At 72.8% G+C, this 14,539-nt stretch carries 13 protein-coding genes; 8 read left to right on the top strand and 5 right to left on the bottom strand.

All coding sequences use genetic code 11. The annotated features are described in order from the left end of the window. Positions 1-114 precede the first annotated feature (114 nt). The 3 genes from ACGH48_RS08960 to ACGH48_RS08970 are packed head-to-tail and all read right to left on the bottom strand — an operon-like array spanning position 115 to position 3,119. Positions 115-1,152 (bottom strand): ABC transporter substrate-binding protein, encoded by a 1,038-nt coding sequence (locus tag ACGH48_RS08960; protein ID WP_396291059.1) that lies wholly within the window; start codon positions 1,150-1,152, stop codon positions 115-117. A gap of 45 nt (positions 1,153-1,197) precedes the next feature. Further along, complete coding sequence (locus ACGH48_RS08965) at positions 1,198-1,971, bottom strand: amino acid ABC transporter ATP-binding protein (protein WP_396291060.1); 774 nt, start codon at positions 1,969-1,971, stop codon at positions 1,198-1,200. Then, on the bottom strand, positions 1,971-3,119 hold the full coding sequence (locus tag ACGH48_RS08970) for an amino acid ABC transporter permease (RefSeq protein WP_260233042.1): 1,149 nt from the start codon (positions 3,117-3,119) through the stop codon (positions 1,971-1,973). Before ACGH48_RS08970 ends, ACGH48_RS08965 begins: the two co-directional genes overlap by 1 nt. Positions 3,120-3,250: 131 nt before the next feature. On the opposite strand from ACGH48_RS08970, the gene ACGH48_RS08975 reads away from it, so the two are divergent. The 4 genes from ACGH48_RS08975 (at position 3,251) to ACGH48_RS08990 (ending at position 7,538) form a co-directional block, all read left to right on the top strand. After that, positions 3,251-3,502, top strand: coding sequence for a DUF4287 domain-containing protein (locus ACGH48_RS08975; RefSeq protein ID WP_396291061.1), 252 nt, complete (start codon positions 3,251-3,253; stop codon positions 3,500-3,502). A 61-nt stretch (positions 3,503-3,563) separates the two neighbouring features. Then, positions 3,564-4,532: a hypothetical protein gene (locus ACGH48_RS08980; RefSeq protein ID WP_396291062.1), complete on the top strand. Its 969-nt coding sequence runs from the start codon at positions 3,564-3,566 to the stop codon at positions 4,530-4,532. 76 nt (positions 4,533-4,608) lie between these two features. After that, positions 4,609-5,991 (top strand): alpha/beta fold hydrolase, encoded by a 1,383-nt coding sequence (locus ACGH48_RS08985; RefSeq protein ID WP_396291063.1) that lies wholly within the window; start codon positions 4,609-4,611, stop codon positions 5,989-5,991. Next, positions 5,988-7,538 (top strand): GMC family oxidoreductase, encoded by a 1,551-nt coding sequence (locus tag ACGH48_RS08990; RefSeq protein WP_396291064.1) that lies wholly within the window; start codon positions 5,988-5,990, stop codon positions 7,536-7,538. The genes ACGH48_RS08985 and ACGH48_RS08990 overlap by 4 nt, the downstream gene beginning before the upstream one ends. Before the next feature lie 47 nt (positions 7,539-7,585). Here ACGH48_RS08990 and ACGH48_RS08995 read toward each other — a convergent pair whose 3' ends face one another. Together ACGH48_RS08995 and ACGH48_RS09000 are read right to left on the bottom strand one after the other, a co-directional pair. Then, positions 7,586-8,152, bottom strand: coding sequence for a GIY-YIG nuclease family protein (locus ACGH48_RS08995; protein ID WP_396291065.1), 567 nt, complete (start codon positions 8,150-8,152; stop codon positions 7,586-7,588). A gap of 315 nt (positions 8,153-8,467) precedes the next feature. Continuing rightward, positions 8,468-9,313 carry a siderophore-interacting protein gene (locus ACGH48_RS09000; protein ID WP_396291066.1) on the bottom strand — a complete coding sequence of 282 codons (846 nt, stop codon included), beginning with the start codon at positions 9,311-9,313 and terminating at the stop codon, positions 8,468-8,470. Positions 9,314-9,371: 58 nt separating this feature from the next. Between ACGH48_RS09000 and ACGH48_RS09005 the strand changes: the two genes are divergently transcribed. From ACGH48_RS09005 to ACGH48_RS09020, 4 genes are all read left to right on the top strand, one after another. Beyond that, positions 9,372-10,055: a heme oxygenase (biliverdin-producing) gene (locus ACGH48_RS09005; RefSeq protein WP_396291067.1), complete on the top strand. Its 684-nt coding sequence runs from the start codon at positions 9,372-9,374 to the stop codon at positions 10,053-10,055. Then, complete coding sequence (locus ACGH48_RS09010; RefSeq protein ID WP_396291068.1) at positions 10,052-10,345, top strand: DUF2470 domain-containing protein; 294 nt, start codon at positions 10,052-10,054, stop codon at positions 10,343-10,345. The genes ACGH48_RS09005 and ACGH48_RS09010 overlap by 4 nt, the downstream gene beginning before the upstream one ends. A 230-nt stretch (positions 10,346-10,575) precedes the next feature. After that, on the top strand, positions 10,576-13,233 hold the full coding sequence (locus tag ACGH48_RS09015) for a phosphoenolpyruvate carboxylase (protein WP_396291069.1): 2,658 nt from the start codon (positions 10,576-10,578) through the stop codon (positions 13,231-13,233). 54 nt (positions 13,234-13,287) lie between these two features. Next, positions 13,288-14,496, top strand: coding sequence for a multidrug effflux MFS transporter (locus ACGH48_RS09020; RefSeq protein WP_396291070.1), 1,209 nt, complete (start codon positions 13,288-13,290; stop codon positions 14,494-14,496). The last annotated feature ends 43 nt before the right edge of the window (positions 14,497-14,539 follow it).

The following is a 14,539-nucleotide window of genomic DNA, read 5'->3' on the forward strand; positions in this document are numbered from 1 at the left end:
TGTCGTTCCGCGTCGGAGCCGACCGCCCGCGCGCGCACAGAACGACTCCCTCGACGTCGTGCGACATCGAGGGAGTCGTTCCGAGTCGGACGGGCCCGGGCCCGAACCCGGCCCTCAGCTCGCGTCGAGCGGCAGCCCCTCGGGGTTGACCTCGGAGTGCTCCACGGCCTCGTTCGACAGGTTGTACGACTTGAGCCACTTCGCGTACGTGCCGTCGTCGATCAGCTCGTCGATGGCGTCCGCGATGGGCTCGGCGAGCCCGCTGCCCTTCTTCGTCGTCGCCGCGATGAGCCCCTGCAGGTCGCCGCCCGCTCCGGAGAACGTGCCCGCGGTCTTCGTCGGGTTCGCGCCGTCCGCGCTCAACGTGTTCTGGTACGCGACCGTCGGGTTCGGCCCGAAGTACGCGTCGATCTTGCCGGAGTCGAGTGCCAGCTTCACGGCGTTGCCGTCCGGGTAGTACTTGATCGTGATGGTCTTGCCCTGCTTCGCGAGGTCGGCCTTCCAGCCGAGCAGGATGAGCTCCTGGTTGGTGCCCGAGCTCACCGCGACGGTCTTGCCGGCGAGCACGGACGGGTCGCCGTCGAACGTCAACGAGGAGTCCTCCGGCACCTGCAGCGCGAGGTTGTCCTGGCGGTACGAGGCGAAGTCGTACTTCTCCTTGCGCTGCTCGGTCACCGTGATGTTCGAGAACCCGGCGTCGTACTTGCCGCCGTCGATCCCGACGAACAGGTTGTCCCACGTGGCGTTCTCGACCTGGGCCTCGAGGCCGAGCTTCGCGGCGACGAGCCGGCCGAGGTCGGGCTCGGAGCCGGTCAGCGTCTTCTGGTCGTCGCCGGTGAACGCGAGCGGCGGGAACCCGGCCGGCAGCGCACCGATGCCGACGACGAGCTTGCCGGACTTCTTGATCGACGCGGGGAGTTCGTCGTGGAGCTTCTCGTCCGCGTCGACGGTGACCTTCGTCTCGGTGGCGGCACCGTTCGACGCGGCGCCGATCGTGACCGTGCCGTCGGACGCGCCGGAGCCAGAGCCAGAGCCGGAGCCGGAGCCGGCCGTCGCCGACGTGGCGCACCCGGCGAGGGCGACGACGACTCCGGTGGCGAGGACGAGGGCGCCGGCGCGGGTCCGCCAGCGGGAAGGGGTGGTGATGGACATGGTTCTCCTGGGATCGGGTGGAAGGGGAAGAAGGAGGGAACGGCGTCAGCGGACGCGGGACAGGAAGTCCCGCGTGCGAGCGTGCTGCGGATCGTCGAGCACCTGGGCGGGGGAGCCCTGCTCGACGACGCGGCCGTGGTCGAGGAACACGACGTGGTCGGCGACCTCGCGGGCGAAGGCGATCTCGTGCGTGACGATGACGAGCGTGGTGCCCGTGTCCGCCAACCCCCGGATGACCCCGAGCACCTCGCCGACGAGCTCCGGGTCGAGCGCCGAGGTCGGTTCGTCGAGCAGGACGACCGACGGCTCGAGCGCCAGCGCCCGCGCGATGGCCACGCGCTGCTGCTGCCCGCCGGAGAGCTGCCGCGGCCGGGTGTCGCCACGGTCGCCGAGTCCGACGCGCTCGAGCAGAGCCGCCGCACGGTCGCGCGCCACGGCACGGGGGACCCCGGCGGCGATGGGGCCCTCGGCCACGTTCTCGAGCGCGGTCAGGTGCGGGAACAGGTTGAAGTGCTGGAACACGAACCCGATCCGCGACCGCTGCCGCAGGATCCGGCGCTCGGGCAGCTCCTTGTACCGGGGGATGCCGTCCCGCCCGGTCCGGAGCCGGACGCCGATGGTCTCTCCGCCGACCGTGACGACCCCGCGGTCGAGCGGTTCGAGGTGGTTGATCGCGCGCAGCAGCGTGGACTTGCCGGACCCCGAGGGACCCAGGACCACGGTGACGCTCCCGGACGGCAACGACAGGTCGACGCCGTCGACGACCACCGTGTCGCCGAACGCCTTGACGGCTCCGTGGATGCTGATCGCCGCGCTCATCAGATGGTCCTGTCGTCGATGGTGGAACCGGGGCCGGACGCGACCACGGCCGCGGCGGAGGCGGCCTGCCGGGCGCGATCCGGGCCTCCAGGCCGACCCGGCCCGCGTCCGGAACCGCGACGCACCGCGGCCCGCACCCGCTGGAACGGCGTGGGCGGCAACGCCCGCACCGACCCGCGAGCGGTCCACCGCTCGACGTAGTACTGCACGACCGACACCGCGCTGGTGAGCGCGAGGTACCAGAGCGTCGCGACGACGAGCAGCGGGATGATGTCGGTCGGGTAGGTGCTGGACAGGTTCTGGACGACGCCGAACAGGTCGAGCAGCGACACGTAGAACAGCAGCGACGACGCCTTGAGCAGCCCGACGACCTGGTTCACGAACGCCGGCACGATCGACCGCAGTGCTTGCGGCAGGATCACCCGCACGAACTGGCGACGGCGGGGGAGCCCCAGCGCCTGCGCGGCTTCGTGCTGGCCGTGGTCGACGGCGAGCACCCCGGCACGGACGATCTCGGACGCGTAGGCGATCTCGCTGAGGCTCAGCCCGATCACGCCGATCGCCAGGTCGCCGAGGACGTTGGCCGTGGTGACCTCGACCTGCGGCCCGAAGGGGATCCCGATGCCGATGGTCGGGTACAGCGACCCGAGGTTGTACAGGAAGACGAGCACCAGGATGAGCGGCACGGAGCGGAACAGCCAGACGTACCCCCACGCCAGCCCGGACAGCACCGGGTTGCGTGAGAGCCGGGCGATCGCTACGACGATGCCGCCGGTGAAGCTGATGACCGCGCTGAGTGCCGTCGCCACGAGCGTGAGCTGCAAACCGGTCAGGATCGCCGGGCTGAACAGCCACTTCCCGACGGCCGGCCAGCCCCACGACTCGTTCGTGAACAGGGTCTCGACGAAGTTCAGGAGCACCACCAGCACGACGGCTGCGGCGATCCAGCGCAGCGGGTGCCGCAACGGGACGACGGGTCGGTCGAGCGCGGCGCGTCCGGCCGCGTCGACGGTCGCGTCCGTCGTCCGGGAGGCCCGTGGTGCGCCCCGCGATCCGGCCGCGTCGTCGACGCTGGTCGCGTCGACCGCATCGGTCCCCGCGACGGCGCTGGTCGCGTCCCGGGGCGGTCCCGTTCTGGTGTCGGTCATGTCGCGACCGTAGAAGGGTCGCGGTGCCTGGACAACGCACGGTGCAACACACCGCTACGGGGCGGAACGCGGCGTCACAGTCGCGTCGCGCATGACGTTCCGTGACGCCGTGTGCGCAGTACGGTTCTGCCATGACAGCGCACCGCGTGACCGCTCCCGTGCCCCCGGCGGACGGCAGCAAGCCGAAGGGTCCGGCGTCGTACTTCCCGAGCATCGAGACGACGTACGGCCGCCCCGTCCAGGAGTGGCTCGACCTGGTCGCCGAGCAGCTCGACGACCACCCGCACATGCAGGTCGTCGCCTGGCTGAAGACCGAGCACGGGCTCGGGCACGGCCACGCGAACGCGCTCGTGGCGTACGCGAAGCAGGCCCTCGCACGCTGAGCGCCCGTCGCCGTCCCGCGGTGTCGACGGCAGTGTCGGTGGCGGTGCCTAGCGTGTGGACGTGGCCGAACCCGTCGACGCGTGGTGGCGCCGCCGACAGTGGTCGCGCGGCGAGGCGGTGCCGTACGCCGTCGGGCAGTTCCGCGCCGACTGGGCGCCGTACCCGGTGCTCATCCGCCAGTACCACCCCGACTGGAACCACGGTGTCGTCCTGACCCAGGTCCCGCCGGCGGCCGAGGTCCTGCTGACCTGGGAGTGCGACGTCGGTCACGTCTTCGTCGCCACTCCCGCCGAGCAGCGGTCCCGACCCGGTCGTGAACGCCGGCGCTCGGTGTGGTGCCCGGAGTGTGCGGTGCAGGCGCAGCCGCAGCGCTGGCCGGTCCTGCCGTCCGACTGGCCGGCTCAGGTGCCGGTCCCGCAGCGGGTGGTCCGTGCCACCGGCCGCCAGACCCTGCCGGCGGCGCCCTCCCGCGGCACCCCGGCGGGCGCCGTGGCCTCGAGCCGCACCCGTGCGCGTCGACCGGTGCCGGGGGTACCGCGACGCGCGAACCAGCCCGTGCCCCGCACGATCTGCCCGAAGACCCCGCGGCTGCCGTCGGGTGAGTCGTTCGCGAGCGTCTGCGCACCGGCGACGGCGTCCGCGGTCGAAGCCGAGCTGCGTGCCGCGCTGTCCGACCGGTTCGGGTTCACCTACGACCACTCGGCGATCCGCCTCGACCGGCCGTTCTTCGACCACGTCGAGGTCTGGCCGGACATCATCCTGCCGGAGCTCCGCGTGGCGATCGAGTACGACTCGACCGGTCGGCACGGCCTCGAACACGTCGGGCCGCGGCAGGACACCGACCGCAAGAAGGACCGCGCGGTCCGCGCCGTGGGCTGGGAGGTCGTGCGCATCCGCACCGGACGACTGCCGGCGCTCGGCCCGTACGACCTGCAGGTGTCCGGCATCTCCGGCCGGACGGTCGATCGGCTCACCGACACCCTGCGGCGGATCCGTGGCGACCTCTTCGTCGACGCGTACGCACGATGACCGATCGGGGGACAGGATCGGCCGACGGGGTACACGCCGCCTGGGTCCGCCGCGGAGCGACCGGTAGGCAAGAGGGGTGACCCCTGCGTTCTGCCTCCACGCGTTGGGGGCGAGCTCCGAGGAGTTCGCCCTGCTCCGCCGCGCCCTGATCCGTGACGACCTCGAACTCATCGGCATCGACCTGCCCGGCTTCGGCCGAAGCCCTGCGTCGTCCGGCACCACCGTCGAGGAGATGGCCGTGCTCGTGGAGCGCGCGATCGGTGCCAGCGGCGCGAGCGAGTGGGTGCTCATCGGGCACTCCATGGGCGGCAAGGTGGCCACGGTCGTCGCCGACCGCACCATGTCGGGTGCGAACGGCCTGTTCGGCCTGCGCGCTATCGTGCTGCTGGCGGCCTCCCCGCTGGCGCCGGAACCGATGGACGACGAGCGCCGCGCGGCGATGCTGTCCTGGGCGGCCGACGGCCCGATCGGCGCGACCCACGCCGCCGAGTTCGTCGACGCGAACACCGCGTCCACCCTGGCGCCCGAGCGGCACACGACCGCCGTGCAGGACGTCCAGCGCACCGATCCCGGCGCGTGGACGGCGTGGCTCACGCGCGGCAGCCGCGAGGACTGGTCGGACGCGGCGCCGAACCCCGTGCCGGCGCTCGTGCTCGCCGGTGCCGAGGACGGCGACCTCGACGCCGAGGCGCAGCGTCGCCTCACGCTCCCGCACTGGCCGGACTCGGAGCTCCACGTCGTCGAGGGCGCTGCACACCTGCTGCCGTGGGAACAGCCCGAGGCGGTGGCCGACCGCATCCGCGACTTCTGGACCCGCCGCTTCACCGGGGCTCCCGTGGTGCCCGTCGAGCAGGCACGGGTCATCGCCTCGCCGCGGGTCAGCGCCCGCATGCGCTCCCTGTTGGCGGCACGCGCGCTGCCCGACGACCCGACCGCCGCGCCGCGCGCGCTCACGGCGCTCCAGCTGCAGACCCTCCGCGCCATCGCCCGGATCGTCGTCCCACAGCCCGGCGACGGTCAGGTCGACCTCGCCCTGCGCGTCGACGACCAGCTCGCCGTGGGGCTCGGTGACGGGTGGCGCGTCGACGGCATGCCGACCGACGTCGAGGCGTACCGGGCGGCGCTCGACGTGCTCGCCGGGCCGGCGCAGGACGGCGTGCTCGACCGCACGCTGCAGGACGTCTCCGCCGGTCGGTACCGTGCCGACGGCGTGCTCGACGCCGAGCAGCTGCGCGCCTGGTTCGAGGACGCCAGCGTCGACCTCGTGAAGCACTGGCTGGCCCACCCCGCGACGATGGCGGCGATCGACTTCGACGGCTTCGCGAACGGCGGCGACGGCGTGCGCAAGCAGGGGTTCCAGCTGCTCGCCGCCGACCAGCGCGAGGCCTGGGAGCCACCGGCACCCGACCGCCGCGACGGCACCCACGACGACACCACGACGACGGAAGCAGCACGATGAGACTCGACGGACAGCGCACCTACGGCACGGACGACGTCGTCGACGTGGTGGTCGTCGGGACCGGCGCCGGCGGAGCCCCCCTGCTGGCCTCCCTGGCCCGTCGCGGCCTGCGGGTCGTCGCCCTCGAGGCCGGTCGCAACACCGAGCCGGGCGACCACGTGCCCGACGAGGTCGCCGCACCCGGCGACATCAACTGGATGGACGAGCGGCTGAGCGGCGGCGGAGCACCGACCGCGTTCGGCCCGAACAACAGCGGGACCGGCGTGGGCGGCTCGACGCTGCACTGGGGTGCGTTCACACCGCGCCCGAGCGAGCACGACCTGCGCCTGCGCTCCGAGAGCGGCCAGGGCCAGGACTGGCCGATCAGCCACGCCGAGCTCACCGGATGGATCGAGCAGGTCGAGCACGACGTCGGGGTGGCAGGTCCCGAGCACTACCCGTGGGACCCGTCGCGCCGCTACCGGATGCGTCCCCCGGCGCGCAACGCCTCGTCGGACATGATGATGCGCGGGGCAGCGGCCGCCGGCATCACCGCGACCGACGCCCCCGTCGGCCTGACCACCGAGGACCGCCACCAGGAGCACCACGGTCTGCGCCATGCCTGCGTGTCCTGCGGCTCGTGCCACCAGGGCTGCCGCAACGGCGCCAAGGTCTCGATGGACACGACGTACCTGCCGGCCGCCGTGGCGTTCGGCGCCGAGATCCGGCCGGACTCGTTCGTGCACGGCATCGAGCTCGACGCCGCGGGCGAGGTCAGCGCCGTGCTCTACACTCACGACGGCCGCGAGCACCGGCAGCGCTGCCGGTCGCTCGTGCTCGCCGCCGGCGGCGTCGAGACCCCGCGCCTGCTGCTGCACACCGGGATCGCGAACGGCAGCGACCAGGTCGGCCGGAACTTCACCGCGCACGGCGCCACCCAGGTCTGGGCCCGCTTCGACCAGTCGATGCGCTCCTACCGCGGCTACCCCTCGTCGATCATCACCGAGGACTTCGTCCGACCCGCCGACGCGGACTTCGCCGGCGGGTACCTGATCCAGAGCCTCGGGGTGCAGCCGCAGACCTTCGCCAACACGCTCGTCCGGGGCGGCGGCCTGCGCGGCGCCGAACTGGTGCGGGCTCTGCAGGACTACCCGTACTCGGCGGGCGTCGGCATCAACGCCGAGTGCCTGCCGTACGACGACAACCGCCTGGTGCTCGCGGACGAGGTCGACGAGCACGGTGTCCCGCGCGCACGGGTGTCGTTCACGCCCGGGTCCAACGAGGACGCGATCCGCCGTCACGCCGTCCGCACCATGACCACCATCGTCGAGGCCGCCGGCGGCAAGGGCGTCCGGGTCCTCGAGCGCACCGCGCACACCATCGGCACGGCCCGCATGGGCGCGGACCGCGAGACCTCCGTCGTCGACCCCGACGGCCGCTCGTGGGACGTCCCGAACCTGTGGATCGCCGACAACTCGGTGTTCCCGAGCGCCGTCATCGCGAACCCGGCGCTGACGATCATGGCGCTGTCGCTCCGCACCGCCGACCGGATGCTCCGGGCCGCCTGACCGGCGCGAGCGGGCCGACGGCGCGAGCGTGCCACGGCCCGCTCCGGTCAGCCGCGCAGCGCGAGTGCCTCGCTCGTCCACCGGGCGTGCAGGTCCCACGGGTCGTCCACGCCGGCGGCGACGGCGGCGACGTGCGCGAGCAGCTCCGGCGTCGCCCGGAACCACTCGGTGCCGGGGTACCGCGTGGCGGCGAACTGCGTGTGCCGGCGGCGTTCGAGCGACCGGTCGCCCCGCTCGAACGCCAGCAGGTCCTGATGCGGGATCGCGGCCAGCCGCTGGCGCGGGTTCGTCGTCGTGCCGATCTTCACCCGGTCGCCGAAGTCGTCGCGCATCCGCAGGTAGTACACGACGTCGACCCGCGGGGGAGCGAGGTCGCCGTCGGGCACGTCGCCCCACCGCCACTCGCACCGCGCGCAGACGAAGCCGGACGGGAACCGCACGCCGATGCGCGACCCGCAGACCGCGCAGGGCCCCGGGAGTGCGTCCTCGACGCCGACGTGCTCGGCCGCGAACTCGGTCACCAGCGTGACGTGCGTCGCGCACAGGGGCACGCCCGCGAGCGCGTCCGCAGCGGTGCCTGCGCAACCCGGTACGCAGCACGACGAGGTGACCATGTCCGGAACGCTAGCCGGACCCACCGACGTGCCCCGCGCCTCCCGGAACCGTGCGTACCTGCCGGAACCGGGCGTACCTGGTCGGTTGGAACGACCAGGTACGCCCGTTTCCGCTTCCCACTGCAACCGCTCTGGGAAGAACCGGGCGTACCTGCCGAAACCAGGCGTACCTGCCGGAACCGGTGCGCTCCCGCGCCGGAACCGTGCGCACCTACCGGAAACGGGCTCACCTGGTCGGTTGGAACGACCGGGTACGCCCGTTTCCGCTTCCCATCGCAACCGCTCTGGGAAAGACCGCGCGCAGGCAGCCGGCCGTCAGTCGGTGAAGATCACGCCGACCGGCTCGCGCTTCTCCTCCTGGAACTGGTCCTCGCCGCGCCCGAGCGCCCAGTAGGCGGACAGCGACATCTCGCGCTTCTCGAGCCCCCAGTCGTCCTGCAGCAGCCGACGGATCGCCTTCATCGCGGTCCGCTCACCGTGCGCGAAGACCTGGACCGGCCGGGAGGCGCGGGGCAGCGCCCGGGCCGCGTCCAGCAGGAGCGTGCCCGGCTGGGCGCCGGTGGCGTCGCGGTGCAGCCACCGCAGGTCGACCCCGGCCGGGTGCGCGATCTGCTGCTCGTCGGCCGGGCCGGCGACCTCGACCAGGGCGACGCCCGTGGCCGTGTCGGCCATGGACTCCAGCGCGGCGCCGATGGCCGGCAGGGCGCTGTCGTCGCCGAGCAGGACGTGCGTCACGTCCGGGTCGTCCACGGGCGCGTAGCCACCGCCGGGACCGGACAGGGCGAGCTTGTCGCCGGGCTGCGCCGCTGCGGCCCAGGGCCCGGCGAGCCCTTCGTCGCCGTGCACGACGAAGTCGACCGCGATCGTCCTCGCGGTGTGGTCGACGGCCCGCACCGTGTAGGTACGGCGGGCCGGCCGGTCCTGCTTCGGCAGGGTGTCGCGGAGCGCCTCGAGGTCGTACGGCGGCTCGAGGCCGAGCGACGGCTTGGCGAGCAGGAGCTTGACGTACTTGTCGGTGGCGGCCAGCTTGTCCGGATCGGCCGTGCCCACGAAGTCGTCGAAGGCCGGTCCGCCGAGGTGGACGCGCACCATGTGCGGCGTCAGCCGCTCGGTGCGGTCGACCACGAAGACGTGCTGGGGGCGTTTGGGCTTGGAGCTCATCGGTACGAGCGTCCTCTCTCCTGCTTGACGTTTGTCGAACTAAGGTTAGCCTTACCTCATGGACACGACCGTCATCCCGTTCTCCGAGCTGCTGCGCAAGCGCACCCGGCGCTCGCACGGATCCTCGGCCGGGAACGGCTTCATGCACGACCTGCTCGGCGGGAGGTGCGACGTCGCCGACTACGCGGCGTTGCTCGGACAGTACTCGTTCGTCTACGACGCCCTCGAGCGTGCCGCCGACCGGATGGCGGACCACCCCGTGGCGGCGCCGTTCGTCACCTCGCAGCTCACGCGGATGCCGGCGATCCGCGCCGACCTCGAGTACCTGATCGGACCGGACTGGTCCGAGCTGGTGTGCCCGCTCCCCGCCACGACGGCGTACGTGCGGCGGCTCAACGAGGTCGCGGCGGAATGGCCCGGCGGCTTCGTCGCCCACCACTACACGCGCTACCTCGGTGACCTGTCCGGTGGGCAGATGATCGGGCGGATGCTGTCCGACCAGTTCGGCTTCGACACGAACGGGGTCCTGTTCTACATCTTCGACCAGGTCGCGGACCCCAGCGCCTTCAAGGACACCTACCGTGCGCAGCTCGACGCGGCACCGAGGTCGGCGGACGAGCAGGAACGGGTCATCGCCGAGGTCGAATTGGCGTACTCGCTCAACAGCGGTCTGCTCGAGGGCCTCGACGCCCGTCGGCGGCCGGTGACGGACGGTGCCGGCGACGCGGCGGTGACCGCGTGACCGAGCCGTTCGACGACGAGGCGCGCGGCGCGATCCTCCGGCACATGAACGCCGACCACGCCCGCGACAACCTGGCGATCGTCCGCGCGAACGGTGCCGCGACCGCCGTGGCGGCGACGATGACCGAGATCGACGCCGTCGCCGGGGTCTGGCTCGCCCGCCTCGACGACGGCGACGAGGAACAGGTCATCGTGCCGTGGACGTCGCCGCTGACCGACCGCCGTTCGGCTCGGGTGCAGATCGTCGAGGTCCACTCTGCCGCGCAGGCCCAGCTCGCCGAACCGAGCTGAGCCGAGCCGAGCCGAGCCGCGCCGACCACAGACCCGCCGGGATCGCGGACCGCGTCGCAACTGCAGGGGTGCTCCCGCCTCGCGTCGCGATCCCGGCGTCCTCCGTGCGTGCCCGCGCCCGGCACGAACCGCCGGCTGGTCCGTCCGGACGGTCGACGTCACGGGCGCCCGTTGGCCGATACGCTGCTCGGAGCCGGGACGGTGTTCCCGGACGACCCCGAAAGGACCCCATGACGGCGATCGACGGATCGGCGCGCCATGAGCGCGCTCGGGACGACGTCAGCGGCGCGGTCGACAGTGACCTGCGCGCCGACGTGCGCTACCTCGGCAACCTGCTCGGCCGGGTGCTGCGCGAGAACGGCGGCGACGAGCTGCTGCGTGACGTGGAGTCGCTGCGCGCAGCCGTGATCGACGCCTACGAGGGCGACCACGCCGAGGGCGCCGCCCGCGCGCAGACCCTCGTGTCCGCGATGTCGGCCGAGCGCGCCGAAGCGGTCGCACAGGCCTTCACGACGTACTTCCACCTCACGAACCTGGCGGAGGAGCACCACCGCGTGCGGGTGCTCCGACAGCGCGGTGACGACGGCGGGCTGGCCGGCGACTCGTTCCCGGCGACCTACGCGGAACTCGTGGCCGAGGTCGGCGAGGCCGAGGCGGCCGAGCGACTCCGGACGCTGCGGTTCCACCCGGTGCTGACCGCGCACCCGACCGAGGCCCGCCGTCGTGCGGTGACCACGGGCGTGCGGCGCATCACGGACCTCATCGACGAGCGCGACCGCGCGAAGAACGCCACGGCACGTGCCGAGAACGAGCGACGGCTGCTCGAGGAGATCACGACCCTCCTCCGCACCTCGCCGCTCCGCACCACCCGCCCGACCCCGCTCGACGAGGTCCGCACCGCGATGAGCGTGTTCGACCAGACCCTGTTCGAGATCGTCCCGCAGGTGTACCGCCTGCTCGACGACCGGCTGCAGGGCGACGACGCCGGTCGCGCACCGGTGACCGCCCCCGCGTTCGTGCGGTTCGGCACCTGGATCGGCGGCGACCGCGACGGCAACCCGCACGTGACCGCCGACATCACGCGCCAGGCCGCCGAGATCGCGGCCGAGCACATCCTGATCGGCCTCACCCGTGCCACGACCCGCATCGGCAGCGCCCTGACGCTCGACGCGAGCGACACCCCGGCCGACGCCGGGCTCACCGCGCTCGTCGCGGCGCAGGAGTCCCTCGACCCGACCATCGCGGAGCGCATCGGCGTCCGTGCCCCGAACGAGACCCACCGTCGTGCCCTGCTGTTCGTCGCGGCGCGCATCGACGCCACCCGCCAGGGCACCACGCCGCTCGGGTACAGCGGGCCCGACGCGCTGCTCACCGACCTCCGGACGATCCAGGCGTCGCTCGTCGCCGCCGGCGCGATCCGACCGGCGAACGGCGAGCTGCAGAACCTCATCTGGCAGGTCGAGACCTTCGGGTTCCACCTGGCGGAGCTCGAGGTCCGCCAGCACTCCCAGGTGCACCGCACGGCCCTCGCCGAGATCCGTGCCGGCGGCGCCCTGAGCGAGACCACCGAAGAGGTCCTCGCCGTCTTCCGGACCATCGCCGGCCTGCAGGAGCGGTACGGCGTCCGTGCCGCCAGCCGGTACATCGTGTCCTTCACGCAGTCGGCGGCGGACCTCGCCAACGTGCACGAGCTCGCCGTCGCCGCACTCGGGTCGCCCGAGGCCGCGCCGGTGCTCGACGTGATCCCGCTGTTCGAGACCTTCGCCGACCTGCACGCCAGCGTCGACATCCTCGACGAGGCCGTCCGCACCGAGACGTTCCAGCGTCGCCTGGCCGCGACCGGCCGTCGACTCGAGGTCATGCTCGGCTACTCGGACTCGTCGAAGGACGTCGGCCCCGTCTCCGCGAACCTGGCGCTCTACGACGCCCAGGCCCGCATCGCCGACTGGGCGCGGGACAACGAGGTCGAACTGACCCTGTTCCACGGCCGCGGTGGTTCGCTCGGCCGCGGCGGCGGACCGGCCAACGAAGCCGTCCTCGCGCAGCCGCCGGGATCGATCGACGGTCGCCTGAAGCTCACCGAACAGGGCGAGGTCATCTTCGCCCAGTACGGCGACCAGGACATCGCGGCCCGCCACCTCGAGCAGATGGCCTCGGCCACCCTGTTCGCGTCGTCGCCGTCGAACGAGGCACGCACGGCCACGGCGGCGACCCGGTTCGCCGACCTCGCGCAGCAGCTGGACGACGTGTCCCGCGCGGCGTTCTACGAGCTGGTCAAGGCCGACGGCTTCGCCCCGTGGTTCGCGCGGGTCACCCCGATGGAGGAGATCGGTCTGCTCCCGCTCGGCTCCCGCCCGGCCCGCCGCGGGCTGTCGGTCGAGTCGCTCGAGGACCTCCGCGCGATCCCGTGGGTGTTCTCCTGGACCCAGGCGCGGATCAACCTGGCCGGCTGGTACGGGCTCGGCTCCGCGCTCGAGGCCGTCGGTGACGTCGACGTCCTGCGCGCCGCGTCCGCCGAGTGGCCGCTGTTCGGCGCGATGATCAAGAACGTCGAGATGTCGCTCGCCAAGACCGACGAGCACATCGCCCGTCGGTACCTCGAGCTCGCCGACCGCGACGACCTCGCCGCGAAGGTGCTCGACGAGATGGCACGCACCCGCGACTGGGTGCTCCGGATCTCGGGTGGCAGCGACGTGCTCGAGGACCGTCCGGTCCTCGCCCGGGCCGTCCGCCTGCGCAGCCCGTACGTCGACGCCCTGTCGCACCTGCAGCTCCGCGCGCTCCGGTCCATCCGGACGACGGGCAGCACCGACCCGACCGACGCCGACCACCGCCTGCTGCTGCTCACCGTGAACGGGATCGCCGCCGGCCTGCAGAACACCGGCTGATCCGCGGCCGGCGGGGTGCGTCGAATCGATTCGGCTGCGCGTAGCGTGTCGACCGTGACGACGGAGCGCATGCGGAAGCCGACGACGACCACCCTGCCGCCGGTCGTGCCACTGGCGCTGATCGTCGGGGTGTCACCGTTCGCCACGGACATGTACATCCCGGCGTTGCCGCAGATCGCGCGCGACCTCGGGACGACACCCGGTGTCGTCCAGCTGTCGCTCACGGCGTTCCTGGTCGCCTTCGCTGTCGGGCAGCTGCTCGTCGGGCCGGTCAGCGACGGGGTCGGCCGGCGGCCGATGCTCGTCGCCGGCACGGCGGTGTTCGCGCTCGCCTCGGTGGGGTGCGCCCTCGCGCCGGACGTCGGCACGCTCGTCGTCGCCCGCATCGCGCAGGGGCTCGGCGGCGCCGCCGGTGCGGTCGCCGGCCGGGCGATGGTGTCGGACGTGGCGAGCGGGACCCGGATGGCGAAGGTCTTCGGCACGCTCGCGGCGATCAACGCGATCGGCCCCGTCGTGGCGCCGCTCGCCGGGGGAGCCGTGCTGACGGTCGGCACGTGGCGGGTGATGTTCGTCGTGCTCGCGGTGCTCGGCGCGCTGTTCTTCGCGATGGTGCTGCTCTGGTTCCGCGAGACCCTGCCACCGGAGCGACGCGGCGGTGTGGGCTTCGCGGCGAACGGGCGACGCATCCGCGAACTGCTCGCGATCCCGCGGTTCCGTGCCTACGTGCTGAGCGGGGTGCTCTCGACGGTGGGCTTCTTCGCCTACATCGCGACGAGCTCGTTCGTGTTCCAGACCCAGTTCGGGTTCTCCGAGGGCATGTACACGCTGGTCTTCGCCACGAACGCCTCGATGATGATCGTCACGACGCTGGTGTTCGGTCGCGTCGTCGGGCGGTTCTCCGAGGACTCCCTGCTCACCGCCGGACTGCTCGTCGGCACCACGGGCGCGGCCGCCGTCCTCGTCGCCGCGCTGCTCGACCTCGGCCCGGTGCCGGTCTGGGGCGCGCTCGCGGTCGTCACGGGCGCGTGGGGCTTCGTGCTGCCCGCGGCGATGACCCGCACGCAGCACGTCGGCGCGGCGCACCCGGGCACCGCAGCGGCCCTGCAGGGTGGTCTCACCTTCGGCATCGGCGGCCTCGGCACACCGCTCGCCGGCGCCCTCGGCGGGACCGCGCTGGCGATGGGCGGCGTCATGGCGGCGCTCATGGCGGCGGCCGTCGTGGTGCAGATCACCGCGACGCGGCGGGACCGCACCGGGACCTGACACGACGGAGCCGGTAGGTTGCTGGTTGCAAGGCGCACCGACC

It is taken from the genome of Curtobacterium pomorum (genome assembly GCF_044497295.1).
Classification (GTDB): Bacteria; Actinomycetota; Actinomycetes; order Actinomycetales; family Microbacteriaceae; genus Curtobacterium.

Coding starts and splice junctions, on each gene's coding strand:
- ACGH48_RS08960 (WP_396291059.1), bottom strand. CDS start 1,152: ATGTCCATCACCACCCCTTCCCGCTGGCGGACCCGCGCCGGCGCCCTC.
- ACGH48_RS08965 (WP_396291060.1), bottom strand. CDS start 1,971: ATGAGCGCGGCGATCAGCATCCACGGAGCCGTCAAGGCGTTCGGCGAC.
- ACGH48_RS08970 (WP_260233042.1), bottom strand. CDS start 3,119: ATGACCGACACCAGAACGGGACCGCCCCGGGACGCGACCAGCGCCGTC.
- ACGH48_RS08975 (WP_396291061.1), top strand. CDS start 3,251: ATGACAGCGCACCGCGTGACCGCTCCCGTGCCCCCGGCGGACGGCAGC.
- ACGH48_RS08990 (WP_396291064.1), top strand. CDS start 5,988: ATGAGACTCGACGGACAGCGCACCTACGGCACGGACGACGTCGTCGAC.
- ACGH48_RS08995 (WP_396291065.1), bottom strand. CDS start 8,152: ATGGTCACCTCGTCGTGCTGCGTACCGGGTTGCGCAGGCACCGCTGCG.
- ACGH48_RS09000 (WP_396291066.1), bottom strand. CDS start 9,313: ATGAGCTCCAAGCCCAAACGCCCCCAGCACGTCTTCGTGGTCGACCGC.
- ACGH48_RS09005 (WP_396291067.1), top strand. CDS start 9,372: ATGGACACGACCGTCATCCCGTTCTCCGAGCTGCTGCGCAAGCGCACC.
- ACGH48_RS09015 (WP_396291069.1), top strand. CDS start 10,576: ATGACGGCGATCGACGGATCGGCGCGCCATGAGCGCGCTCGGGACGAC.